The organism is Leptospira ainazelensis, assembly GCF_016918785.1.
GTDB classification, from domain to species: domain Bacteria; phylum Spirochaetota; class Leptospiria; order Leptospirales; family Leptospiraceae; genus Leptospira; species Leptospira ainazelensis.
In genome coordinates this window covers 66,657-90,527 of the sequence record NZ_JAFFPT010000013.1, presented here as the reverse complement: position 1 = coordinate 90,527, position 23,871 = coordinate 66,657, and the positions used below count along the sequence as shown (strand labels likewise).

Genomic DNA, 23,871 nt, shown 5'->3' with positions numbered 1-23,871 from the left:
CTGCATTTGCGATCGCCTATGAGAGATAAGATCTCGGAGACAACAAGAAAGATTTTCGAAGCCGCTTGGGAAAGAATTCAACCTTTTCAGGAAATGATTTTGTCTCGACCGGCAATTATCTCTTATTCGGGCGGAAAAGATTCTTCCATCCTGCTTCATTTTTACTTTTGGCTTTGGGTTGAAAAAAAAATTCCCGCACCCTGTATCTATCATCTAGATCATTCGATTCGATTCAACTTGGATCAGGAAAAGAAAATTCTGGATTACGCCGAAAGCACATTTCCATTTCCGAGAATGTTTAAAAAAAAAACGTTCCTCTCCTATCGCGTAAGTTAGGGAAGACAATCGAAGAAACCGGAAGAGCGTTTCGTTATAAGGATTTGGAAAAAATTTCCAATCAATACGACGCCTACATCGTTACAGGACATCATTCTAACGATTATTTAGAAACGATTCTTCTCAATTTAATCCGAGGAGGAGGATGGAATTCTTTGCGAACCTTGGGCTGGTACGAAAAGAATCGATTTCGACCTCTTTTTGCATTTGCTACAAACGAAATTCAAACAATTTTACAATCCGAGTTTTGGCCCGTTTTTGAAGACGAGTCCAATCAAAGCGACGAATATCTTAGAAATAGAATTCGAAATCATATAGTTCCGTTGTTGCTCCAAGAAGGAGCGGATCCGGATCGAATATACAAAAACTTTCATAGAATGGAAAAACCGGTCGCTGGGATTCTTTCGTCAAAACTCAATCCAAAAAAAGTTCCTACCTTTTTGAAAATCGACGTCTGGTTGTTAAACGACTTGTCCCATAGGGAGCGAAAATTCTTCTTAGATCGTTATTTGCGTTCCATGGATTTGTATCCCTTAACCCGGAATTTTTTCGAAGACTTAAGCGATTGTCTTCAACGCGAGAATTCTTTCGGTCTCGAAAACAAGGAAGCCTGGTTTTGGAAATCGGCAAGCTCGGATCTCTACTTAATTCCGAAAAATTCACTCGCTCTGAAAGAGTTTCGATTCGAACCGAGAGAAATGATCTTAAGATGGAACGGGAAGCAGAAAAAAATTCCCCCCGGATTTGTTCCTGATTTTTGTCCGCCGGGCGCAAAAATCCGTAAAAATGGGATGAGTGTTGAAGTTTCCGAGATCCTGAGACAGAAAGAGATTCCGGTTCCGATCAGAAAAATGCTACCCATTCTTTACGGGGAAGGGAAAGTTGATGTGATCTGTCTGAGTCTATGGGATTCTAAGATTAGCGACATCGTAGCGGACAGGGAAAAAGAAATACTACCTGACTTTCAGGAGCCCGGAAGATGAACGAGGATCCTCAAAAAAAGGATGAGCCATTTTTCAAAGACGTGGAGTTTAACTCGTCTTATGGCGAAGCAAGCAAGATCCCTTCTAAGGGGATCCCGCAAATCGCGTTTGCCGGTCGTTCCAACGCCGGTAAGTCCTCTCTTCTCAACGCTATTCTGGAAAGAAAATCCTTAGCCAAGGTTTCGTCCACTCCCGGTAAAACAAAACTTCTTAACTTTTTCTTTGTAAATCGTTCCATCTATTTAGTGGATTTACCCGGTTTTGGATATTCTGCAAATTCGCACAAAGATCACGAAGCGATGATGGATCTACTCATGGACTATCTAAATCATGCAAAGGATTTGAAATCCCTGTTTTTAGTTTGTGACGCTCAAAGAGATCTTCCCGAAGAAGAATTGGAACTGATCGGCACCTGTTTTGAAAGAAACATCAAACCCGTTTTAATTCGAACAAAAATCGATAAACTCAATCAGAGCGATCTTTCCAAGTTGAGAAAAAAAATGAAAAACATTCACGAGTTGTATCCGATGTTGGAAACTGTTCTTGTTTCCAATAAGTCCGGAAAAGGACTACTTGAGTTAAGAAAGATAGTGGATTCTTTGATTGGAATGGTCGGAACTCCGATGGAGTCTTTTACGGAAAGAATAGAGGAAATTTCTTAAATAAGAATTTAAGCCTTTGTATCCAAAAGTTTTCCGACCTTGTCGGAATTCCCGGCGCTCAAAAGTCTCAAACTCATCCGAGTTTGTTTATCCATCAACTCGCTAAACGTATCCAGAGTTTCTTCCAAAATGGATTTCAGTTTTTCTTGGTTGAGAGACATTTCCAACTTTCTCTTTCTTTCTTCCAACTCGACTTTCCGAGTCGAACGGATTCCCTTGTCCTCTTCGGAATCTTTTTCGGAGTCAAAGGTTTTGAGCTCCGATTCTACTTTGCGAATCTCGGAAAGAATCTGCTTTTCCTTATCTTCTAAGTCCGCCTTGGAAGTTTCGGCTTTTTTTTCCTTTTCAACGGTTTCCTTTTCTTTCGGAGTATGTGATTCTACGAGTTCGTCTCGATTCGGTTTTTCTTCCGATTTTTTTACGGTGACCGCCTCGGTTTCTCCCGAAACGGCGACCAATTTGCCGTTTCGAAACTCGTAATGAATTTTCATATTCATGGAACGAATGTCCGCGCGATCCCGCATCGCTTCAGAGCGAAATTCGGCGACATGCCCCAATTCGTGCGAGATTACGTGAAGAATCGACGTGGACGCAGGAGAACTTTCCAATTGTCCATGACCGATATAATGCAAGGATTCGTCCCGGGGAATTCCGAGTTGCATTCTATGTTCGCCGCCGATTCTCATTCTAATACTAGTGTCGACCGCAACAAACCCAAGTTAAGGGCTTGTTTATAAAATATTTCTAAATTTTAAAACCGATCCAATTCTATGATAAAAAGATTATGAAATTCGAAACTAAAAAAGCCTTCTCAATCGGAAGAAGCGATCTTATTCAAAATTTCAACAATGGCTGCATCGGAAAGATCGTGAAACACCAGACCGTACTTATACGTTTCCTGAACTAAATCTCTGCGAATGATATCCGCTTCAATTTCAATGGAAAGTATTGGAGACATAAATCGAATACGCTGACCAAGGAGTATTTCTTCCCTAGAGCTGATCGAAGCTCCGATCATACTGATATCTTCTAAATTTCCAAGAATCTCGTTCTTACCAAGAATCATCTTCACTAGGTTATTCTTACGAAAACGCTTATAAAAACGTTTATCGGATAGAGGATCGCTAGCAGTTTTTTTTTGTTGTCCCATCTCAGTTTGCATAGCGCATCCAGGATAACTCAATTTGGCTGAATGAAAAGAAAATTTTTAGAATGAGACAAGAATAAGAACACAAAACTCTTTTTTTAAAAAGTTTCCACATCGAAAACGGCATTAAAAAAATAAAAGACCTTAGAGAGAAAAGGAATCGTTTTCACGTCCCAGAAGAACGTTCATTTTTGGAGAAGCGCCGGATTCTTTTTGAAAGATTTTCAAAATCTCCTCATCCTTATGGTCCGGCTCGTGATGCGTAAGGACCAATCGATCCACTTCTAAAATTTCACCACATCGTACCGCAACTTTTCCCGAAGTATGTCCCCAGCCGATCTTCTTCTCCGCCTCTTCCGTGCTGTATTGAGCGTCGATAATCAGCATATCAGTCTTTCCGAAGGCTTTTCTCAAATCTTGGAATTCGTCTAAATCGGGTTCTTGCACTTCCACATCGGTGCAAAAGAGAAAACTCTTTCCCAGTTCTTCAAAACGAAAACCGGTGCAATTCCCAGGATGTCTGAGAAGGAAGGGAGTTATCTTAACGGATCCGATTTCGTGATCTTGATTTTTTTCCAGAAGATGAAAGGTCTTTTTCGACATCATTCCTGAAAGAGGAAGCGGAAAATTTTCCTCGTTTTGCTGTCTTTCGAACCTTTCTTCGAGATTTGGTATGGTAGAATAGAAGTGAATTTCTACATTGGGAAAGTAAGCCGGTTTAAAAAAAGGCCATCCTTGAATATGATCCCAGTGAGTGTGCGTGATGAGAATGTGAATCTTGTCTCCCGGTTTAAGACCTTCCGCAATAAGATCGTTTCCTAGCTGACGAATTCCGGAACCACAATCGATTACGTAACGATCTCCGGATTGAGCTTGGATATAAACGCAAGTCGTGTTTCCACCGACCGTTCTCGAAAGCGAAGGATCCAAAGAATCTAAGAATTCTTCTTCCGAGAAACTTCCGTTCTTCTGTTTGATTTCAGTGTGGGCCGCTTTTAGAATTTTGAGAATTTTTTCCCGATATTCGGATTCGCCCAAGGGAGTGGGAAGAGAGCCCCTTACGCCGTATAGTTTTACTTTCACTGTATTAGATTAGACAAACGAAATGTGTAAAATTCTCTGACGATAACCCATGATCCAAGATCTCGAACAAAAACTTTGGTCAATTGCAGGAGGGATTCCATTCGCTTCTGAATATTTTTTACAAGCTAGCCCTGTAAGGAAACTGAAAAAAGAAAATTTATTCCCAAAAGAATTCGAGACATATTTTTTAGAACTCGGTTCCGGTTGGGGAGAAGTGGCGATCGCGCTGGCCCTGGAAAGACCGAAGACCGGCTTTGTTCTCATGGAGAAAAAATTCGACCGAATTCGACACACGATGCGCGCCATCGAAAGAAACCGGCTCGAAAACGTAAAAATTCTCTGTGTTAACTTCAATTGGTTCTTAGAAGACGTTTTTGAAGAGAACGTTTTTTCCGAAATTTTATTAAACTTTCCCGATCCTTGGCCAAAAAGAAGACATCATAAAAAAAGAACGATGAATCCTAAGTTTCTTCATTCTTTAAAAACTCTCCTTCCTGAAGGGGGAAAATTTTCTTTCGCGACCGATTACGGACCTTACGCAAGAAAAGCAATTCGACTCTTTCGCGATTCCAGTATGTTTCGCCCGGAACAATTTGAGCTCAGATTGGAAAGATCGGAAATTCCCGTTTCTCACTTCGAGAGAAAGAAACGGGAAGAAGGGAAAAGAATCTACTACATAGATCAGATTCTAATTAAGAAATAAAAATCCTCTCGGTCATCAACGATAGACTAAGGAATAAATCTTTCCCTCTTCGTCTTTCAGCGGATAAGTCCAGAGCGGCTTTCCATCCAAACCGTAACGAATCGCCTTTCCCGATCTAAAAAGAACTATGCTGTCGTCTTTTTTACCCGGAAGAATTCCTTCGATATCGGAAGATTCTACGTTAAACGAAACCGACTTCAAAGAACCCGACTCGACTCGGTAGACGGTTTTTCCCGAATGAAACCAAAGATAAGGCGAACGAACCACAAAGAGTGAAGCAGATTCCGCCGGAAGATCAACGGAGGAAACGTTTTTGTCGTCGATCGAAACGATTTTTTTACCGGAGAGAAAAAAGATTCCCGTTTCGTAAGAACCAAGATAACGAAGATCTCCGGTCCCCTTCTGCTGAATTTTTTTCGCATTCAAATCTTTTAATGAAGAATCATAAACCTGCGCTTCGATTCCGTTTTTATTACTAACGATAAATAATGTTCCCGATTTAATTCCCGACCAAAAAGAACCTTCAAAGACAACGGAACCGTTCTGCTCAAGTTGATCGGAAAAACTATAAATTTTAGAATTTTTTCCGGAAACGATTTCGACTAAGATATTTTCTCCGGAAATGGCCGCCTTTCTTACTTCTCCCGAAGGAAGTTTAGAATCTCTTAATACGATTCCCGTTTTGAGATCCAATACTTCTATTTTCTTTTCGGAAATACCGACCAATCGTTTATCGGCGAAGATAAACTTCAATGGAGTGGAAGTTTGAATTCTCCAGTTACGAATTCCGCGGTCCTTATCCAAGGATTCGACGCTCGTCCCATAATTTAGAATTACGGAATTATTAATGAGAATCGGAACCCCGATCAACTTTCCCCGGCTCTGATACGATTGAAGGATAACGGGATTATTATCGTCGGCGATGACCAATCTTTCCGCCTGCGTTGCGTAAGGTGAAGTTGGGAATTTTTCGGCGATCTCTCTTCCTAAATCCAGTACTTCTTTTTTGATTGCAGGAAGCGCCATTTTCGTTTTTTGTTCGGAGAGGATTCGAATGAGCGCAAAAATATTTCTCGCGCTTCTTTCCAATTCCAAAGCCCGGCGAATCTCTTTTTCAGCCTGTTCAAAATCTCCGCGTTTATAGAAGATATAGGAAAGTTCGTAGTGAGCGTCCGGGAAATCCGGATTCTTTTGAATGATATCTTTAAAGATCGTCACCGCTTCGTTGTAAAGATTGTCATTAAAGAGAATGATTCCGATATTGTAAGGAGCGAGCTCGTTATCGGAATCCTGCTGCATCGCGGCTTCAAATTCTTCCTTCGCGAGTTTTTTATTTCCGGAATGATACGTTGAAATTCCTTTTCCGATTCTCGCAGCCACAAAATCCGTGTTGAGTAGAATCGAACGATCAAACGAATCGATCGAAGCTTCGTATTTTTTCTTCTGAAGGTGAATGATTCCCATCTGATAATGGCTATAATAAGAATCCGGTTTTTTCGCGAGAATTTCTTTAAATCCTTCTTCGGCCTTATCAATTTCACCCTTTCTCAATAAGAACGCGTAGATTGCCTCGCGACTTTGTAAGTTTCTCGTTCCTTGCGGGGGATTTTCCAACATAGAAATCCCTTTTTCCTCGTTTCCAAGCGCGAGATAACATTCGGCAATCTTAACGTAAAGAGTAAGCTTGCCCGTTTTTTGAAACGCTTCCTGATAAAGAGGAATCGCTTTTTCATAATGAGCCGTATCGAAAAGTCTGTTCGCTTTTTGAATGGTCGGAATTACGGTCGCAAACTTTTGGTTTTCCTGAATCGTTTTACGAGTTTCGGCGATCTCCGGAATATCCTTCGATAATTTCTCGGCCTTTCCGATCCAATTGATCGCCGAATCATGATTGCTCTTTTCATTTTCTTCCAAAGCGATTTTATAATACAACATCGCCAAACGAAAGTTAACCGCTTCGTTGTTCGGAAATTTTTTCTGAAGATTTTTATAAACCGATTCAGCCTTATCGTATTCTTTTTTATCCTCGTAAGTTCGTCCTAAAACGATCGCGGCGGAGGGATCGTTGCCGGTAAGATTCTCGAGCTCTTTTGTGTATTGATTTACCAGATTGTGATTCTTCTGAGAAGAATAAAGTCGGATCAACCCTTGAAGCGCGGGAATGTTTTGTTTATCGATCGAGAGTGCTTTTTTAAAATTTTCTTCGGAAATTTTCGGTTCTCCGGAGATGAAATACAAACGCCCGAAAGCGTTATAGACGGAAGGTTCTTCGGAAGAAGCTTTTTTAGCTTTTTCATAAAAAACTTTTGCTCCTTTTGTATCGCCTTTTCTGAGATGTCGATCCCCTTCGTAGATTTGTTCCGAAACGTCGATAAATGCAACGATCTGTTTTTTTTCAGCTTCCGATTTTAAAGAATCCGCTTCCTTTCTCGCGGCCTTATAACGATTTTCAGCGATCAAAAGAAATACTAAGTTCGTAACAGGTTCCGCAAATGTGGGATCCAATTCCTGAGCTCTCGTAAAATACACGAGGGCTTTCGCAGGTTCACCCAGACCTTTCATATTCAAACCCATTTGATTTTGAAAGATCGCGTTGTTCGGAAAAAGAGTTGTAGCTTTTTCTAAAACGGCGACCGACTTACGAAAGTTGCCTGCTTTGTAATGAACGGCCGCAATTCCTGAAATCGCTTCGGGGTAATCGGATTTGAGAGAAAGGGATGTTTCAAATGCCTTGAGAGCCGATTCGAATTCTCCCAATAAAATTTTCGAATTTCCAAGAAAGATATAGGGAGTCGGATTTTTTGGATCATTTTGAACCGCAGTTTGAAAATGCCCGGCGGCCTCTTTATAATTTTTACGACGCATCGCCTGATTTCCGCTTTCCAAGGCAGACGCCACACGAGTCACAGAGGCAGACTTTTTCGCAGAAAGTAATTCAGGATCGTTCTTTCTCGCTTCTTCAAAGTAAACTTCGGCTTCTTCGTATTTTTTTAACTGAACGGCTGCGTCTCCGAGCTGCATATTCAACTGCGCCGGATATGCGAAATCTTTAGGAGGAATCTTTTTCAGCGTGGAATAGGCTTCTTCAAACTTGTTTTGATTCTTTAAAAGAACGGCTTTTTTGAATGAATAGTTGTATTTATCTTTTACGGGAAGTGTTTCCAGTTTTCCATAAACTTCGATCGCACTTTCGTTCTTTCCTTCCGCCGTATAAATGATGCCTAACGTAAGAAGAATTTGCTCGTTTTCGGGATCCACTTCCGTTCCTTTTTTCAAAGAAAGAAGAGCTTCCTGGTTTTTACCGAGTTTATATTCCGAAATACCGGCTAAGTAATAACCGGGAGCGGTGGGATATGTATTGATCGCGAGATTGGCTTTTTCTAAAGACTTTCCAAAATTTCCTTTTTGGAAAAAAGAATTTCCGTCGTTTAGAATTTTCGAAACCCTTTTCAGCTTCTCACGAGTTGCGGCGTCTTTTTCCAAAACTCCGTCTTGTGTCTGAGATTTTCTAAAATCCTTACTCGAACAATTAACAAAAAATTGTCCGCCGATCAATGCGAAAATGAGAATCGATATAATATTACTTTTCATGAAATTCAAACCTTTCATTTATATCCTTTGTATTCTATCTGAAGATTTTTTAACGGAGCTCGTTTTGAGAACTTTTCACCTCTGGTGAGAATCGAAATTCTCCAAACTCCGGAAGCTTCTATCGTATCTTCCAATACTTTGGAATAACCAAGATAAAAACGAATCGTTCCTTCTTTCGTATCGGTTACGATTCGAAACGGACGCCCCTCTTCCTTTTCTTCCTTTATAAACTTATAAGTTCCGATATTTGTCCCTGTGGATGGAAAGGAATAAAGACTGAGTCTTTCTTTTTCATATTCTAAACTTACCGTTTTTTTTGCGGTATGAAAAGAAATAGCGACAATCCCCGAATCCGAGTCCGCAGTGATCGGAATGATTCCGCGAATTTCAAGACTTTCCGGAACAAACGGAGTCGAAAAAACTCCAAACCAACCGGGAGGCAAAGCCGAAACATTCTTAAAATCTAATGTATTTCCTGAAATCGCTTGAAATCCTTTTTCTCCGGATAATTTCCAAAATTCCGGCTCGGAAACCAAGTTCCCGGTTTTGAATGGAAGCGCGATTTCCGTAACCTTGTCGGCATCAACGACCAACTGACCTTCGTAATAAACAAGCGGTCCGTTTTCCGTATCCCGAACCAATTCCAATTGGAGCGCACCCGGACTCAAATTACTTCGATAAAAAGGAGTTTCTCCCGTTCGAAAGCCGTCCAGAGCAACTTGTAATGCTTCGGGGAAACTCAAAATACGAAGACCGCCTAAGGTCCGATCCTCTTTCCATTCTTGGTAGATAGTAACGGTTTGTCCCGAGCGGATTTGAATCGATTTGTTGATATCTTTCTGACCGGGCCGGGTAATTTGAATCTGCTGGAGCCCTTCCGGAAGCGGATAATTTCGAAAAGAAGCGATTCCGATCTTCTCCCCTTGGAATAATACTTCCGTATCGGCAGAAGATGCGCTAAAGGATAAATAACCTTGAACGGATTTTTTTAAGATAGAATCGATCTCCCCCGAACTCAGAGATTTTTCCCAGATCGGAACGAGAGAGGATTTCGGATCCAATGCAAGAACTCCCGAACCGTGTTTTAAGTAGAATACCTGATTGACCGGAGTTTCCGTTTGCGCTAAAGGAGGTTGAAAGGAACCGCTAACGTTTCCATAGACGATCTCGTTTACCGGATCCGTGATCTTCTGACTTACGATCCATTTTCCGTTCAACTCCCGGATATCGGTTCGAACGACTGCGTCTACCTTTTGTTTCTTAAATTCTTCGGTCAATCGTATAGAATTCTTCCAAACCGCATCCGAAAAACGAACTTGTTTTCCTTTTACTTTGGCCCAGATCAATCGCACTTCATCGGATAAAAACGCCGATAGTTTTGGATCCATATCTTTAGGAACTTCGATGGGACCAAATGCGAAAATCGGTGTTGGATTTCCTTCTTTCCGAATTTTATAATCAGTCTCGGAACTGTTTCCAAGAATCACTTCTTCCTCTTTTAAAGCCTTATAGACCGGCTCTTGCAAAACCGAATTGAAATTTTCAATTTTTTGAACCGAGGAACAATCTATAAGAATCAGTAAGAAAGAAAAAGAGAGTGTAAAGACTCTGAAAGGTTTAAAAATAAATTTCATAATAATTCAATTATTTTCCACCAAGTTGAATGAGAAATCCAGTATAAAAAATTTAACGGAAGGGATCATCCGTAATTTTCGAAGAACGGATTAAAAATAAAAAACCGGGGAAATTTCCCCGGTTTTGCACCGAATTCAGGGTAAGTCGAAGGACTAGAAGCTTTCTTTCGGATTTAACTTTAACTTTTCCTTTTGTACATCTTGTTGAACGTATTTGGTCTCGTTCACGGCTTTTGCGGTTTTAGTTACTTCATCCGCATTGTTTCGAGTCGCTTCCCGTTTCTGGAATTCAGCTTTTACTTCTTCCACGGAACCGGACTGACTCAGGATTTTGAGTTCCTCGCTGGAGGATTTCAATTCTTCCACCAGTTTTCCGTATTCGAAAGTTTCATTTTTATGAAGGACGATCAGTTCCTTCATTTCGGTTAAAGAATCTTTTTGAAGCGAGCGGATCAGCTTGTCGGTGAGTTTTTGATTCTTCTCGATTCTAAGCTCGCGATTCTTGCTGAGAATAACTTCCGAAGAATCTCCTTTTTTGGAAACCGCGATGCTTCCTTCGATGACCGCAAACCGAACTGTGCAGCTTTCTTTTGCACAATTTACTTTGGATCCTTCAGGACTTTCCACTGACGTTAGGAAAGACGTTCCACGCACTCCGGCGAGAGCCGTCGGAGTAGAAACCGTAAATTCGGTGTTCTTCTGACCCTTTTTCACCATTGTTACGATCTTTCCGTAGTTCACCTGAACGTTTGTATCGGAACCATTCGGATTCATGAGACTGGAAATTTCGATGTCCGAATTTTTAGACATCTTGATGATTCCACTTTCGGCCACCATGATTTCCGCGCCGCCGTTAGCTCCCGTTACTACACGATCCGTAGCGCCCAGCGCAACGCCTAATTCCGCTTTTTTCTCCCCGGCATCGGAAAGAATTTTCACGTCGCCAAGAACCCAAACGATTCTTGCAACTGCGGCTTCCGATTCAGTTTTTACCTGATCACTACCGGAAGATTTATTTGTGCTACAAGCCATCAATACGGCCAAAAGACCGTAGCTGATCATTATTAATAGAGAACGTTTCATATTACCCCCGAACATCAAAAGGATGCACTTTTACTAACAGACTTACAAGGAAAAAATTGCAAGAACTCAGTTTTAGTTATACCATAAGAAAGAAGAATTTTCCAACAAAATTGGGAACAATCGACTTCAAAACTACTTTTTCTTTGGTTTTTCCGATTCGATGGAAATGTCGTCCAATTCTTCTTCCAGTTTGCATTTTGGATAATTATCGATCGGTAAACTTGTCCCCACCCAGCCAAAGGCTTCTTGCGCCGTAATCACATGAATATCCCAGCCCATGACAATGTTCGGACAATCCCAAACTTTATTTTTACAAAGAACCTGGCTCGATTTCGGTTTTGGATACGCCCAAGCGGAAGGAGGATACATACATTTCATTTCCACTTCGGCTATCTTTCTCAATCGTTTTACGTTGGTTTCAAATTCCTTAAAAATGGAAACCAAAGGATTTGCCAACAATTCGTCGAAGTATTTTCTGGAAGTGTTATAAGCGATGTAATAAACCAATTCTTCCATCACATAATCCTTGTCAGTCGCATTGTGACTAACGTTTGCGATGTATCGAGCCAGTTTTAGAGTATCGGTCAGCAAAGCTTGAAAAAAGTCGTAAGCCTTTTCCGGAATTGCGTCTTCTCGACTGGAAGATTGATTACTATCGCTTTCCCCGTCGTTCGAAAGAATATCGTCTAAGAAAGTCTCATCCAGACTTTCGGACTGGCCCGTTTTTTCGATTGAGATCGGTTTATCGGGATTTTCCATCATTCCTAAAGGAATATGATTCGCGATCGCAGGATAAATAAAATCTTGAAGATCTAATTTTTGTAATATATCGGAGCATCCTTTTGCGACGCGAACTTTTTCGCCGTCTTCGCTTGGAAGTTTTGCGTATGGAACCACGTGGATTCTCGGAATATCCATAAGAATTCCCGCAGTAAAGGCGTATCTTCTTAACAAACGAAACTTCATCGTATCGGGAATCATGACGATCCCCAAGGACAAAAGCCCCAACTCGCTTATATATTTAAAAAAATTAGCGTTTTGATTATAAGCCTTCAAAAGTGTGAGAACCGTTTTTTTGGAATGTAAGGAATTTCGAATGATCCCTTTGTAATTATAGATGGAATTCTCATACATAAATTTCAGAAACTTCATGTCCGAAATTTTCAACTGATCCACGACTTTGATCGCTAAAATATTCTGGATTTGTTCCAAAAGTTCTTTGTTTAGTTTAACGTCGAATTTCGGATTGTACTGTCCTTTGATATCTCTCAGACGTGTGAGCGCGGATTCCTTTACTTGAACCTCTTCCTTTACTAAGACGTTTCCGGAATTGTCTTCGATCGGTGAAAGAAAACGAATCATAGATCCGGTTTCAAATTCTTTCGTAAAATCGATAAGATCGTCGATGGAATCGAATTCTAGACTGGAATGGGTCACTTTCATTTTGAAATTCTATCTCTCCGTGTGACTCTATGGGGATTATCAAGACTTGCAAGCATAGATTCGAGACTTTTTTTTCTTTCTAACGTAATACGATCACTTTCTAATGTTTTAATCATCGCGCAATTGGATGAAAGTATGCAACAATTTGATTCTTCACAATTCTTTTTTTGACTAAAGAGTTCGGGAAAACTCTCCATTATTTCTTCTTTTTTTAGGTGAAGAATTCCCCATTCTTTGATTCCGGGAGAATCGATCAGAGTAGTTCCGTCGTTCAATGCGAGCAAAAGAGAATTCGTGGTAGTATGTTTTCCTTTGTCCTTTGAAACGCTGATTCCGGAAGTTTTTTGGATTTGTTTTTGAGTCAATAAATTGAGTAGAGTAGACTTGCCTACGCCCGAATTTCCGACTAAGAATGTCGCTTTTCCTTTTAAATATTCCTGCAATTCCGGAATTCCTTCGTTTGTTGTACAGGAAACCCCAAGAACCTGATATCCGAGACTTCGATACACCTTCAAACGAACCTCCGCTTCTTCTTTCGAAACTAAATCCAATTTTGTGAATAAAATCAGAGGTTTGGTTCGGGACGTATAAACCGCTGCGAGACAACGGTCGATAAATCCGTCTTTTGTTTCGGGAGATTTGAGCGAGGCCAGGACCGCGGTTTGATCCGCGTTTGCACAAAGCACCTGCGTATCCCCTTCCCGGCTTTTTCTTGTTAGGAAAGATTTTCTTTCCATTCTCTCGGAAATCACCCAATCCTGACCGGATGACGGCTCCGCGAGAATCCGATCGCCTACTACAAAAGGATGTCGTTCTTCTGCGGCAATCGTCCGCAACTTTCCTCTTAGAAAAGCCCTTACAGTTCCCCGTTCCGGTGAATAAATTTCATAGTAAGCCCCGTAAACACGAGAAATGGTAAAAAACTCTTTGACTGATTTATCCTGATCTAACATGATTCTTACGCGTTTTCTATGCCTACCCGTCGACTCAACGCCTTAGGGCCGATCGTTTATCTGATTCTCTTGATAGCTGGTTTTCAGCTTATCTCCGTCCTAATTTTGCAGTCATTCCATTTCTTTTCTTTCGAAATTCTTAGAATATTCCTAACTCTCATTCCGGGAGCCCTTCTAGGTTTTTTAGTCTATATTTTATCCATTCGAATTCTAAGAAGAGTTTCCGGAAAATTCTTAGGAAGAATTTTTCCTTTTCTCCAATCTTCGAACATAGAAATCGTAAAGTATCTTTCCGTATTAGATAAATTTAAAAACGATCTCATCGCCACGAATCTAACCGAACTCGTATGTGAGAAAATTCTAAAGTTCATTGAGAGCGTAATTCCGACAAAAAAAGTTACGATCTTTTTATGGAAAGAGGAAATGGGAAAATTCGCCCCGTTTCCCGACTCGGGCGAAATACAATTTTTTATTTTCGATCCATTTCTTCTTTGGGTCACCGAAAACGATAAAATTTACAATTTTAAAGAATTTGAAACCGATCCGTATCTGAGTAAAATTCGAAAGTCCGCTGAAATCTTTTTTACAACTACACAAGCCGAGCTTGTTGTTCCTTTGATCTTGAACAAAAGTTTATTGGGAATGATCGTTTTAGGAGAAAGAAAGAATCAAAAAAAATACACTTCTTCGGAAATCGAAAAACTAAACGAGATTCGTTCCGTATCGGTGATGTCCCTTTCCAACGCGATCTTTTACGAACGTTTGATCGAGTTGACTGAAACACTGGAAGAAAAGGTTAGGATCCGAACGAGAGAATTAGAGAACGCACAATCTCAATTGATCATGTCCGAAAAAATGGCTTCGCTCGGTATCATGGTCGCAGGAATCGCTCACGAGATCAACACTCCGGCGGGAGTGATCAACGGCGCAGCAGACAATCTCGATCAGAACATGAACTATCTTGTAAGAAATATTTTCGACATCGTTCTTTTGGCGGAAAATCGGATTCTAAGAAAGAATTTTGAGTTGGCGCTTCTTCACCTTCTAAGGGATAAAAAAAGATCCGATTTGGATTCGAGAGAGAAGTTCCGTTTAAAAAATCAACTTCGTGAAGAAATGAAACGGATGAATTTCAGCGAGGCGATCTCCGCCGAACTTTCCAATTTTATCATCGAAAATCAAATCGGAGAAGAAAGAAAATATATCTACAAGGTGATCATCGAGGACGACGACCGGGGCTATTTGATGCTCAAAAACGCGACTCATATCAATCGAAATATCAAGAATATCCGATACGCTATTCGAAACGTAGTAAGGATCGTAAAAGCTTTGAAGTCCTATTCTCATTTGGATCAATCCAAAACTTTATCTCCCGCGAATATAATCGAGGGTTTGGAGACAACGTTAGTCATACTTCATAACCAGGTGAAATACGGAATCGAAGTCGTCCGAAATTTTTCGGAAATTCCGATGGTAGTATGCAACCCGGACGAGCTGAATCAGGTTTGGACCAATCTTATTCAGAATGCGGTTCAAGCGCTCAAAGGCGACGGAAGAATCGAAATCTCAGTCTTTCAATCCGGAGATTTGGTGATCGTTCAAATCGAAGACAACGGACCCGGTATTCCTTCGAAAATTCAGGATCGAATTTGGGATCCGTTCTTTACGACAAAAGATCAGGGAGAAGGAACCGGACTCGGTTTGGGAATCGTCAAAGGGATTGTGGAAAAGCACAAAGGAAGAATCACCTTAACTTCGGTTCCAGGAAAAACGACTTTCCGGGTAGAATTGCCCGTAAACCCGGAGTTTGTCGCAACTTAGAATTTTGATAAAAATAATTTCAAACAAAGAATCCAAAAGCGCGTAACGTGAAAAAAGAAACAGACATTCAAGAAACCTCTTTTTTTAAGGAAGTTTATACATTGGTAAAAAAAGTTCCAAAAGGAAAAGTCACTTCTTACGGAAGAATCGCTTCACTTCTTGGAAAACCGAGGGCGGCTCGAGCGGTGGGTTATGCCCTCAACGCGCTTTCCAAAAGTCAGGAACAAAAAGTTCCTTGGCAAAGAGTGATCAATAGTCAGGGAAAAATTTCTTTTCGGGGAGATACGGGACGTTCGATTCTTCAAAAAAAAATATTGGAAGACGAAGGAATAAAATTCAGCGTGAACGAGATTGTGGATCTCGAAGTTTTTGGATGGCCAAACCTAATACAAAAATCGACTCCGCGTAAAAAAAGAAAATAAGGTTTTCCTCTTTTAGAACTGTCCGAACTTATCAAAGAAAGTCATCCATGAACAAAATCAAACCTGTCACTCTTACGATCGCCGGATCGGATTCCGGAGGCGGAGCCGGAATCCAAGCCGATCTCAAAACGTTCACCGCGCTGGGAACCTTTGGAACTTCCGCGATTACCTGTCTAACGGCGCAAAATCCATCGGGCGTTACCGGAATTTTAGAAGTGAACGCGGACTTTTTAGAAAAACAAATTCGCGCGGTGATGGATTACTTTACGGTCAAGGCGATCAAAACGGGAATGTTGTTTTCAACTGCGATTATTGAAAGAACACATTCCCTTTTATCGGCTCGTAAGGAAAAGGAAACTTTTTTTTTAGTGATCGATCCCGTGATGGTCGCTACAAGTGGAGCTAAACTTTTACAGGATTCCGCAATCGAAGCTTTATTGAATCGGCTGATTCCGTTGGCGGGACTGATTACACCAAACCTGGACGAGGCCGAAATTCTTTCCGGAAAAAAAATCGGAAGCCGCGCCGAAATGCCGGACCTTGCCAAAGAAATTTTCGAAAGATTTAAAGTTCCCGTTCTCTTAAAGGGCGGGCATCTACAAAACGAGAAAATCGCTCTTGATATTCTCTACGATGGAAATGGAACTTCTTACTTTGAAAAACCTTTCATAAGCGGATTCTATCCACACGGAACCGGATGCACCTATTCTTCCGCGATTACCTCGTATTTGGCGTTAGGTAATTCTCTTATAGAAGCCGTGGGTAAAGCGAAGGAATACCTCCACGCAGCCATCGAACAGGCATATACCGCGGGAAAGGATAGAACCTTAAATCATACGCCGAAGATTGCAGACTGAATTCGGTTTATTTTTATTCGCTTAACAATTTCTCTTTTACCAACCTCTCAAGAATCGTAAGAGGCAAAGAACCGCTATCCAAAACAACGGAATGAAATTCGCGGATATCGAACTTTTCCTTTTTGTTTTTTCGAACCGATTCCCTAAGTTCTAAAATTTTTAACATTCCAAGTTTGTAAGAACAGGCTTGTCCGGGATAAACGATATATCTTTCGATTTCGGCGGTAACATCCTTAGCGGCCATTCCCGTATTCTGCATCATATAGGAAATCGCCTCTTCCCGAGTCCAACGTTTATGATGCAGCCCTGTATCCACTACTAAACGAACAGCTCGAAAAAGTTCAGCCTGCATCCTTCCTAAATCGGAATATGGGTCTTCAAAAAAACGATAGTCTTTCGCAAGTCTTTCCGCATACAGCGCCCAACCTTCGACATAAGCCGTAAACGTAATCGTATTTCTAAAACGAGGAAGCCCTTTTAGTTCCTGCATGATCGCGATCTGCAAATGATGACCGGGAATCGCTTCGTGATAGGTAAGGGTTCTCATCCCAAATTTCGGAATCTCCTTCGTATCTCTGAGATTAGCGTAAAAAATTCCGGGTCTGGAGCCGTCCAAAGCAGGCTCGTCATAGTAAGCGCCCGGCGCCGTTTTTTCTTTAAAAACGGGAATTCTTTCCACTTCGACTTTTCCATCGGGCATTCTTAAAAAAAGGGCTTTGGTTTTTTCCTCGCCGTCCTTTAGAATATTCTTATATTCTTTTAAAGCTTGAAGTTTTCCCTCTTCGGTATCCGGAAATAAGAATTGGGATTCTTTTCGAAGCGCGGCCATTGCCGCCGGAATCGGTTGATTTTTACCGAGTCCTTTTAGAATCGTTTTCATCTCGGTCTGAATTCGCGACACTTCGGAAAGACCGATATTGTGAATCTCTTCCGGGGTTAAGTCGGTCGTAGTATGTTTTTTTAATTCGTGAGAATAGTATTGATCTCCGTCCGGAAGTTTCCAAACTCCCGCTCTTGAATCGGAGTGCTTTTTTTGCTCGTTAAATAAGTTCAGCAATTTGGAATATGCGGGAAAAATCTGAGTAACGATAGAATTCTGAACTTGAATGAGATAAAGGTCTTGTTTTTCTTTTGGAATGGATTCTATCTTTCTGAGTTTTTTTTCAAAGGCTGCATAGAGAATATTCTCCCTCGCGGGAACTGAAATAAAACCCGACACCTCCGAGATCAAACGATCTAAGATAAAATCAGGAGGAAGAATCCGATTCTGATCGCGAAGTAAAATTCCTGCGATCAATTGATCGATTTTTTTAGGAACCGCACCCAATCGAAGGATATAATTCTCCACGTCTTTGGATGACTTTAGCGGATGTTGTGTGACTAAAAAAGTCGGAATTTGGCTTTGAACTCCGAATAACTGATTGGCTGGATAATCGTGAAACAAAAATCTTTCGCCCGCGATCCGAAGACGAAGCGACCATTCCAAAATTTCGAAAGAAAGCAGTTCTTGATCCGCCAATCCCTCCTTTCCGTAAGAAAGAAGAGTTTCTAGATTTTTCTTTGTTTTTTCCAGGTCTTGTTTTTGTTTTTCAATCGATATATCGGTTAGTCTTTTTTGATAACCGTCGATCCCAAGATTGTTGAGAACACCGAGTGACGTAAGATATTCGGGATCGTCTAAAACGGCTTCCCAAAAAACTTTTTCGTAAAAAAGACCGAGTGTTATCGGTTTAAAGAAGACGGTATGTAAGAGAAAGGTGAAAGAAAGAAATATTAAAAACAAAAAACCGAAAAGGATCCGCTTTCGCGCCGTTATACTGAACATAGTGTGACAAAATACAAGATCTGGGAAAGAATGAAAATTCTATTTTTGTATCTCGAATGGATTTCGGTAAAATTATTATTTCCTTGGAAAAGAAAACGTTTATCCGATCGAAGAATCCTTGGAAATTCGTAAGCAAATTACGGTTAAATCGTCCTGAAAACCGGTTCCTTCGGTGAATTTTTCTAAGTCTTCCAAAATAATATCTACGAGTTCCCGTGATGTTTTTTCTTTTTCCTTCTTTAATAAATTATGAAGTCTTTTTTCACCGTAGAATTCTTTGTTTAAATTCGGTTCTTCGAAAAGACCGTCGGAAAAAAGTAAAACTTGATCTTCCGAATGAATCTTTAGAATTTTATCCTTGTAGATGGACGCGGGAGAAAGCCCTATCATTCTTCCCGTATTTGAAAGTGTTATAAATTCCGAATTTTGCATCAAAATCTGATCTGGATGACCGGCGGAAGAATAACGTAAGACACCTTTGTTCAAATCAAGATCGACAAGAATGCAAGTATAATAGAGATTTAGAGATCTGAATTTTTCTATAAACTCTGAATTCAAAATCTCTAATATTTCACCCGGTCGTTTCCCTGAATTTTTTAAGAATTCGTATCCGACTTTGATCGCCATCGTAATCAGTGCGCCTTGAACTCCGTGTCCGGTTGCGTCGGCCAAAAAGAGGCGATAGACTCCTTCGTTGACGCGAGTGATATCGTAAAAATCTCCTCCGACCTCGTCTCTGGGAATATACTCGGCGCGAATATCCAAATCGGAATAATGTTCGAAACCGGAAGGAAGCATTATCTTCTGGATTCTTTTGGCAGTGAGCAGATCTTTTTTGATGATTTGAAAAGACTTATTTAACTGAGCCATCAATTCTTCGATGGTCTTTCTCTCCTCGGAAAGTTTGCGTTTGTCTTTTCGAGAAGTTCGAAGAAGTTTTTGAACCTTTGAACTTTGCGATTTTAGAAAACCGGAAGCGATACTCATCCAGTAAAAATACAAAAGAATCGTTAAGACGAAGATAAAAAAGAAAATCACGAGAGTTCTATCGCTCAGACGAATAGGCGAGGTTCCCGCAATGCCCGTAAAATAAAAGAGAAACAGAGAGAACGAATAGATCAACGCGCCAAGAATAAAATACCGCCTTTCCATCATCCCGAAGGGCGCGAGATAACTTGCGTACAAAGCCGTGAGCATCACGACCATAAAATCCGGAACTTGAACCATGAGCCAGGCGTTAAAAAGTAGCATCGGGATATGCCAGACGTAAAACGATATCTTCATCCATTTTTGAAGATTCCAGCGTCCGTTTGCCAACTGATAATTTAAGGGAATAGCCGTGACTGCGTTTACTACCAAAAATAGAATCAATTCGCCGTAAGAAACTTTTTCCAATCCTTCCGTATTAAAAAATTTTAAAATGGAAAAAAGGACGGAAACAAACCCTCCTCCCAAAATCCAGTTGAGAGTTACCGGAAGTTTAAAGGTTCTTTTGAGATGAAAAAAATTCATAAATTTCTAAATCAGTGGGACGATGACTAGAAAAATAAAAGAGACCAAAGCGGTCCAAATACTAGCGGAAGCCAAAGAGAACCAAAGAGAATTTTGCCATTGAATCAAGGGAGTTGCGACAAACAAAATCATTCCAAGATAAGAAAGATACGGGGAGCGGTCATAGAGATGTTTCTGCCATTCGATAAAACCTTCTCGAAAATCCTTCACGTCTCCGCGGAATTTCAGATCCAGGATCAATTCTCCGATCCAGCCCGATACGGAAAAAACCAGCGACCAAAAGAAAAATAAAATCGGTAAGGAAAGGGGAATAAAATTTCTCCAAAAAACGAAACTCGATATCAGAAGAAAAAATCCGAAACTCGGAATTCCGGGATATAGGATTTTAATTCTAAAAAATTTACTTTCGGAAAGAAAACGTAAGAGCGGAATTCCCTCTCTCGACTGAAACGATCCGCAGAAAACGCATTGAAGCGAATCCGCTAAAATATGGGTTCCGCAATTCCTGCAAAATCGTTTCTCCGTCTCCATCGTTTCCGAAAATCGATCAGCTTTGGCTGATAAGCTGATTGATCAATTGGCGCAAAAAGTCTACGTCCGGAGTTCCGCTTTTCGGAAGAGGTTTATTATTGATAAACAAAGTCGGAGTCGAATTGATTTTCAATTTTTCAGCTTCGTCGACTTCTCGATTGATTTGATCCCTGATTTTTGGGGAACTCATACAAGAGCGGAATTGATCCATTTTAAGACCGTTTTTCTCCGCAAGTCTGCTTACGGTTGCAACCGTGTGCATCACACCGGTTTCATTGTCTTCGTAAAGACCGGTATAAACCGGATAAAATTTGTTTTGTTGATTCGCACAAAGCGCGGCGCTGGCGGCTACACAAGAACTCGCTTCGGGTGATTTTCTGCCAACGAGTCGATTGCAATTTCCGTCCAAGGGAAAATTCTTATAAGCCACTTTGATGATCCCGTCGTATTCGGTGAGAAAGGATTTAAGAATTTTGCTCGTGTGCATACAATGCCCGCAGTTGAAGTCGGCATATTTCACGATCGTAATCGGCGCGTTCGGATCTCCTACAATCGGAGTTTCTTTTAGATCGATCTGAACCGCAGGAGTGGATTCGAATTCTTTTAGAAGAATTGGAATCGCTTTTTCACCGGAAGCGGAACCCGAAACAAGACTCCCGCCGCCGGTAGAAATTCTTCCCCCGTAAAAACCGAAAACAAAAAAAGAAAGAATTACGATCAGAAGATTTAGAAAATTTCCGTTTAGGCCGTTTGTTACTGCGGAAACTGATTTATCGGAGATCGATTTAAACCCCGGATAATTTACTACAATCAGTGCGATCGTAACCACGTAAGTAGCGGCGCAAAGACCGCATAACGCTTTGATCACACCGACCGAAATAATAAACAGTCCGACATCCGCGACCAAACCCAATAGTAAAACGTAAAATGCAAGACGGAGATTCGATTCTGCAGTTTCTTTTTTAATCTCTGAAAGAACGAAAAGAAATCCTACAAATCCGTAAAAAATAAAGCCGAAAAGCGCGGTTGGAAGATCTCCTAAACCGGGAACATTGCGAATCGCAGAAAAAGAACTCTCGGAAACTTTATCACAGGAACCGGATTCGCTGATTGCGTTACAAAGGGCTTCTCCGACGGAGCTCGGATCTCCGTAGTACTTTTGGATGAGAAGAAAGGAGAGGATCAGACCTAAAGCAGAGAGAATGATCGAAATTTTATTTTTTGATAATTGATTCATGAATTTCCCCGATCCTGTAAGATCGATTTACCTTTATGCATAGTTCCATTTTTAGTGAAAAGAAAAATCCAGATGATTTCTTCCGTTTCCTTCTTAGAGTGAAGAAATCGCTTCCGCGAGATCTAATTTTCCTTCGTATAAAGCTTTCCCCGTGATCACTCCGTAGAGAGGAATTTTCGTATCCAGTGAAGAAAGATCCATAAGATCCTTGAGCGAAGAAATTCCCCCCGAGGCGATGACTTGAAAAGGAAACGAATTGAGAATTTCTCGATATGCTTCCAGATTTGGTCCAGCCAGAGTTCCGTCCTGCGCGATGTCCGTAAAAACCACGTGTTCGATTCCTGCTTTTGCAAGCTTCTCCAAAAGATCCCGATAGTGAACGCCCGAATCTTTTTCCCAACCCGAAATTTTAACGATTCCGTCTCTTGCATCCACCGCGACAACGACTCGATCCTTTCCATAGGTTTCAAGAGCGAATTTTAGAAGATCCGGATCGGTCACGGCTGCGGTCCCGATGATGAAGCGGTCGATTCCGATTTTATGATAGTATTCTAATTTTTCCTTATCTCGGATTCCTCCGCCTAACTGAACCTTTAGCGAAGTCGTTTCCCGGATTTTTAGGATAGAATGTTCGTTTACGCCGACCTGATTTCTCGCGCCGTTGAGATCGACCAAGTGAAGCAAGGAAGCTCCATTCTTACTAAAACCTTCGGCGAGCTTCCAAGGTTCTGAAGAATAGATTTTTTTTTCTTCGTAGTTTCCTTTGAACAAACGGACTGCACAATTATCTAATAAATCGATTGCGGGGATGATGATCATACAGATTGAATAAAATTCTCCAAAAGTTTAAGTCCGTGAGTATGCGATTTTTCGGGATGGAACTGAGTGCCGAAGATGTTATTTTTTTCAACAACCGCAGGAAATTTTTCCTGATAGTAGTCGCAGAGTCCGGTGATCGCGTTTCCTTCCGCGTCTGTCGGCCTGTAAGAATGAATAAAGTAAAAGAAAGACTGATCCGGAATTCCCTTCAAAAGAATACTCTTATCCTTCTTACGAAACTGAAGACGATTCCAACCGATATGAGGAACTTTAAAATCCTTACCGTGAAATTTGCGAATCTTTCCCTTGATATAACCTAAACCTTCGATCTGATCTTTTTTTGTATCTTGGGCAATCTCTTCCGAAGATTCAAAAAGAATCTGAAAGCCGATACAAATACCGAAGAGAGGTTTCCCTGCGCTTACGTGTTTATCGATCGTATCTCGCAACCCCGTCGCGTTTAGATTCTCCATAGCCTTGTCAAAATGACCGTCGCCGGGAAGAATCAAAGCGTCCGAGTTTTCAATCGTAGCACGATCCTTCGTAAAAACAAAGTCATTTGTATAAAGGGAAACGGCTTTGATGCAGGAATGAATGTTTCCCATTCCATAATCCAGAATTGCAATCACTCAAGAACTCCCTTTGTCGAGGGAATCGCTCCCGCTGCCGCAGAATCTTGAGCAATCGCCATTCTCAAAGCCTTGCCCAAGGCCTTAAAGATAGACTCGTGAATATGATGTCTGTTGTCGCCGTAGTGAACGACGACGTGAAGATTCATCTTCGCATTGAGAGCGAGTTTTTGTAAGAATTCTAGGGACAACTCGGCGTCATAAATTCCGAATTTTCCGGTAAGTTCCGGGCCCGTGTATTTAAAAAAGTAACGACCACCGAGATCCACGGCAACCGTGGTGAGAACCTCGTCCATCGTAAGAGTAAAATGTCCGTATCGAAAAATTCCGGCCTTATCACCGAGTTGTTTATGAATGGTGTTTCCCAGAAGAATTGCGGTATCTTCCACAGAGTGATGACAATCGATTTCAATATCTCCTCTCAGCCAGAGATCCAAATCGATCAAACCGTGTTTGGAAATATGAGAAAGCATGTGCTCAAAAAAAGGAATTTCAGTATCAAAACGATACTTACCGGTTCCGCGGAGATTCATCTCCAGTTTGATTTCGGTTTCGGAGGTTTTGCGTTCAGCTTTCATTCTACCTGGATCATAGAATCCG

Annotated in this window: 20 protein-coding genes and 1 pseudogene; 6 read left to right on the top strand and 15 right to left on the bottom strand. The window is 41.0% G+C overall.

Features of this window, described 5'->3' with window-relative positions; translation table 11 throughout:
- Positions 1 to 18: 18 nt before the first annotated feature.
- Together tilS and yihA are read left to right on the top strand one after the other, a co-directional pair.
- A pseudogene (gene tilS / locus JWG44_RS03510) lies at positions 19 to 1,319 on the top strand (tRNA lysidine(34) synthetase TilS).
- Positions 1,316 to 1,981 carry a ribosome biogenesis GTP-binding protein YihA/YsxC gene (gene yihA, locus JWG44_RS03505; RefSeq protein ID WP_205273576.1) on the top strand — a complete coding sequence of 222 codons (666 nt, stop codon included), beginning with the start codon at positions 1,316 to 1,318 and terminating at the stop codon, positions 1,979 to 1,981. Before tilS ends, yihA begins: the two are co-directional and overlap by 4 nt.
- 8 nt (positions 1,982 to 1,989) lie before the next feature.
- On the opposite strand, the gene JWG44_RS03500 is transcribed toward yihA, so the two are convergent.
- The 3 genes from JWG44_RS03500 to JWG44_RS03490 all read right to left on the bottom strand — a co-directional run bounded on the left by JWG44_RS03500 (position 1,990) and on the right by JWG44_RS03490 (position 4,211).
- On the bottom strand, positions 1,990 to 2,667 hold the full coding sequence (locus JWG44_RS03500) for a hypothetical protein (protein ID WP_205273575.1): 678 nt from the start codon (positions 2,665 to 2,667) through the stop codon (positions 1,990 to 1,992).
- Between the two features lie 125 nt (positions 2,668 to 2,792).
- The gene (locus tag JWG44_RS03495) at positions 2,793 to 3,143 is read right to left on the bottom strand and encodes a PilZ domain-containing protein (protein WP_205273574.1); all 351 of its coding nucleotides are present in this window, start codon (positions 3,141 to 3,143) and stop codon (positions 2,793 to 2,795) included.
- 129 nt (positions 3,144 to 3,272) lie between these two features.
- Positions 3,273 to 4,211, bottom strand: a complete 939-nt coding sequence (locus JWG44_RS03490; protein WP_205273573.1) for an MBL fold metallo-hydrolase — start codon at positions 4,209 to 4,211, stop codon at positions 3,273 to 3,275.
- A 49-nt stretch (positions 4,212 to 4,260) separates the two neighbouring features.
- Here JWG44_RS03490 and trmB point away from each other — a divergent pair, with 49 nt between their 5' ends.
- Positions 4,261 to 4,914 carry a tRNA (guanine(46)-N(7))-methyltransferase TrmB gene (gene trmB, locus JWG44_RS03485; protein WP_205273572.1) on the top strand — a complete coding sequence of 218 codons (654 nt, stop codon included), beginning with the start codon at positions 4,261 to 4,263 and terminating at the stop codon, positions 4,912 to 4,914.
- A gap of 15 nt (positions 4,915 to 4,929) precedes the next feature.
- Here the strand turns inward: trmB and JWG44_RS03480 are convergent, their stop codons facing one another.
- The 5 genes from JWG44_RS03480 to rsgA form a co-directional block, all read right to left on the bottom strand.
- Entirely contained in the window at positions 4,930 to 8,523 is a 3,594-nt protein-coding gene (locus JWG44_RS03480; RefSeq protein WP_205273571.1) for a tetratricopeptide repeat protein, read from the bottom strand.
- Positions 8,520 to 10,139 carry an LIC10124 family lipoprotein gene (locus JWG44_RS03475; RefSeq protein WP_205273570.1) on the bottom strand — a complete coding sequence of 540 codons (1,620 nt, stop codon included), beginning with the start codon at positions 10,137 to 10,139 and terminating at the stop codon, positions 8,520 to 8,522. Before JWG44_RS03475 ends, JWG44_RS03480 begins: the two co-directional genes overlap by 4 nt.
- A 153-nt stretch (positions 10,140 to 10,292) precedes the next feature.
- Positions 10,293 to 11,222: a FecR family protein gene (locus JWG44_RS03470; protein ID WP_205273569.1), complete on the bottom strand. Its 930-nt coding sequence runs from the start codon at positions 11,220 to 11,222 to the stop codon at positions 10,293 to 10,295.
- A 132-nt stretch (positions 11,223 to 11,354) separates the two neighbouring features.
- Positions 11,355 to 12,665 (bottom strand): hypothetical protein, encoded by a 1,311-nt coding sequence (locus JWG44_RS03465; RefSeq protein ID WP_205273568.1) that lies wholly within the window; start codon positions 12,663 to 12,665, stop codon positions 11,355 to 11,357.
- Entirely contained in the window at positions 12,662 to 13,618 is a 957-nt protein-coding gene (rsgA, locus tag JWG44_RS03460) for a ribosome small subunit-dependent GTPase A (RefSeq protein ID WP_205273567.1), read from the bottom strand. Before rsgA ends, JWG44_RS03465 begins: the two co-directional genes overlap by 4 nt.
- A gap of 18 nt (positions 13,619 to 13,636) precedes the next feature.
- Here rsgA and JWG44_RS03455 point away from each other — a divergent pair, with 18 nt between their 5' ends.
- The 3 genes from JWG44_RS03455 to thiD are packed head-to-tail and all read left to right on the top strand — an operon-like array spanning position 13,637 to position 16,718.
- Entirely contained in the window at positions 13,637 to 15,439 is a 1,803-nt protein-coding gene (locus JWG44_RS03455; protein ID WP_205273566.1) for a sensor histidine kinase, read from the top strand.
- 47 nt (positions 15,440 to 15,486) lie between these two features.
- A complete protein-coding gene (locus JWG44_RS03450; RefSeq protein WP_205273565.1) occupies positions 15,487 to 15,861 on the top strand; it encodes an MGMT family protein in 375 nt (124 codons plus the stop codon).
- Positions 15,862 to 15,908: 47 nt separating this feature from the next.
- Positions 15,909 to 16,718 carry a bifunctional hydroxymethylpyrimidine kinase/phosphomethylpyrimidine kinase gene (thiD, locus tag JWG44_RS03445; RefSeq protein WP_205273564.1) on the top strand — a complete coding sequence of 270 codons (810 nt, stop codon included), beginning with the start codon at positions 15,909 to 15,911 and terminating at the stop codon, positions 16,716 to 16,718.
- A 13-nt stretch (positions 16,719 to 16,731) separates the two neighbouring features.
- Here thiD and JWG44_RS03440 read toward each other — a convergent pair whose 3' ends face one another.
- The 7 genes from JWG44_RS03440 to hisB form a co-directional block, all read right to left on the bottom strand.
- Entirely contained in the window at positions 16,732 to 18,543 is a 1,812-nt protein-coding gene (locus JWG44_RS03440; RefSeq protein WP_205273563.1) for a DUF885 domain-containing protein, read from the bottom strand.
- Positions 18,544 to 18,642: 99 nt separating this feature from the next.
- The gene (locus JWG44_RS03435; protein WP_205273562.1) at positions 18,643 to 20,055 is read right to left on the bottom strand and encodes a PP2C family protein-serine/threonine phosphatase; all 1,413 of its coding nucleotides are present in this window, start codon (positions 20,053 to 20,055) and stop codon (positions 18,643 to 18,645) included.
- Positions 20,056 to 20,061: 6 nt separating this feature from the next.
- Positions 20,062 to 20,586 carry a zinc ribbon domain-containing protein gene (locus JWG44_RS03430; protein WP_205273561.1) on the bottom strand — a complete coding sequence of 175 codons (525 nt, stop codon included), beginning with the start codon at positions 20,584 to 20,586 and terminating at the stop codon, positions 20,062 to 20,064.
- Positions 20,587 to 20,602: 16 nt separating this feature from the next.
- A complete protein-coding gene (locus JWG44_RS03425) occupies positions 20,603 to 21,823 on the bottom strand; it encodes a vitamin K epoxide reductase/DsbA family protein (protein WP_205273560.1) in 1,221 nt (406 codons plus the stop codon).
- Between the two features lie 93 nt (positions 21,824 to 21,916).
- Positions 21,917 to 22,642: a 1-(5-phosphoribosyl)-5-[(5-phosphoribosylamino)methylideneamino]imidazole-4-carboxamide isomerase gene (gene hisA / locus JWG44_RS03420; RefSeq protein WP_205273559.1), complete on the bottom strand. Its 726-nt coding sequence runs from the start codon at positions 22,640 to 22,642 to the stop codon at positions 21,917 to 21,919.
- Positions 22,639 to 23,271 carry an imidazole glycerol phosphate synthase subunit HisH gene (gene hisH, locus JWG44_RS03415; RefSeq protein WP_205273558.1) on the bottom strand — a complete coding sequence of 211 codons (633 nt, stop codon included), beginning with the start codon at positions 23,269 to 23,271 and terminating at the stop codon, positions 22,639 to 22,641. Before hisH ends, hisA begins: the two co-directional genes overlap by 4 nt.
- Positions 23,268 to 23,849, bottom strand: a complete 582-nt coding sequence (hisB, locus tag JWG44_RS03410; protein WP_408611865.1) for an imidazoleglycerol-phosphate dehydratase HisB — start codon at positions 23,847 to 23,849, stop codon at positions 23,268 to 23,270. Before hisB ends, hisH begins: the two co-directional genes overlap by 4 nt.
- Positions 23,850 to 23,871 lie beyond the last annotated feature (22 nt).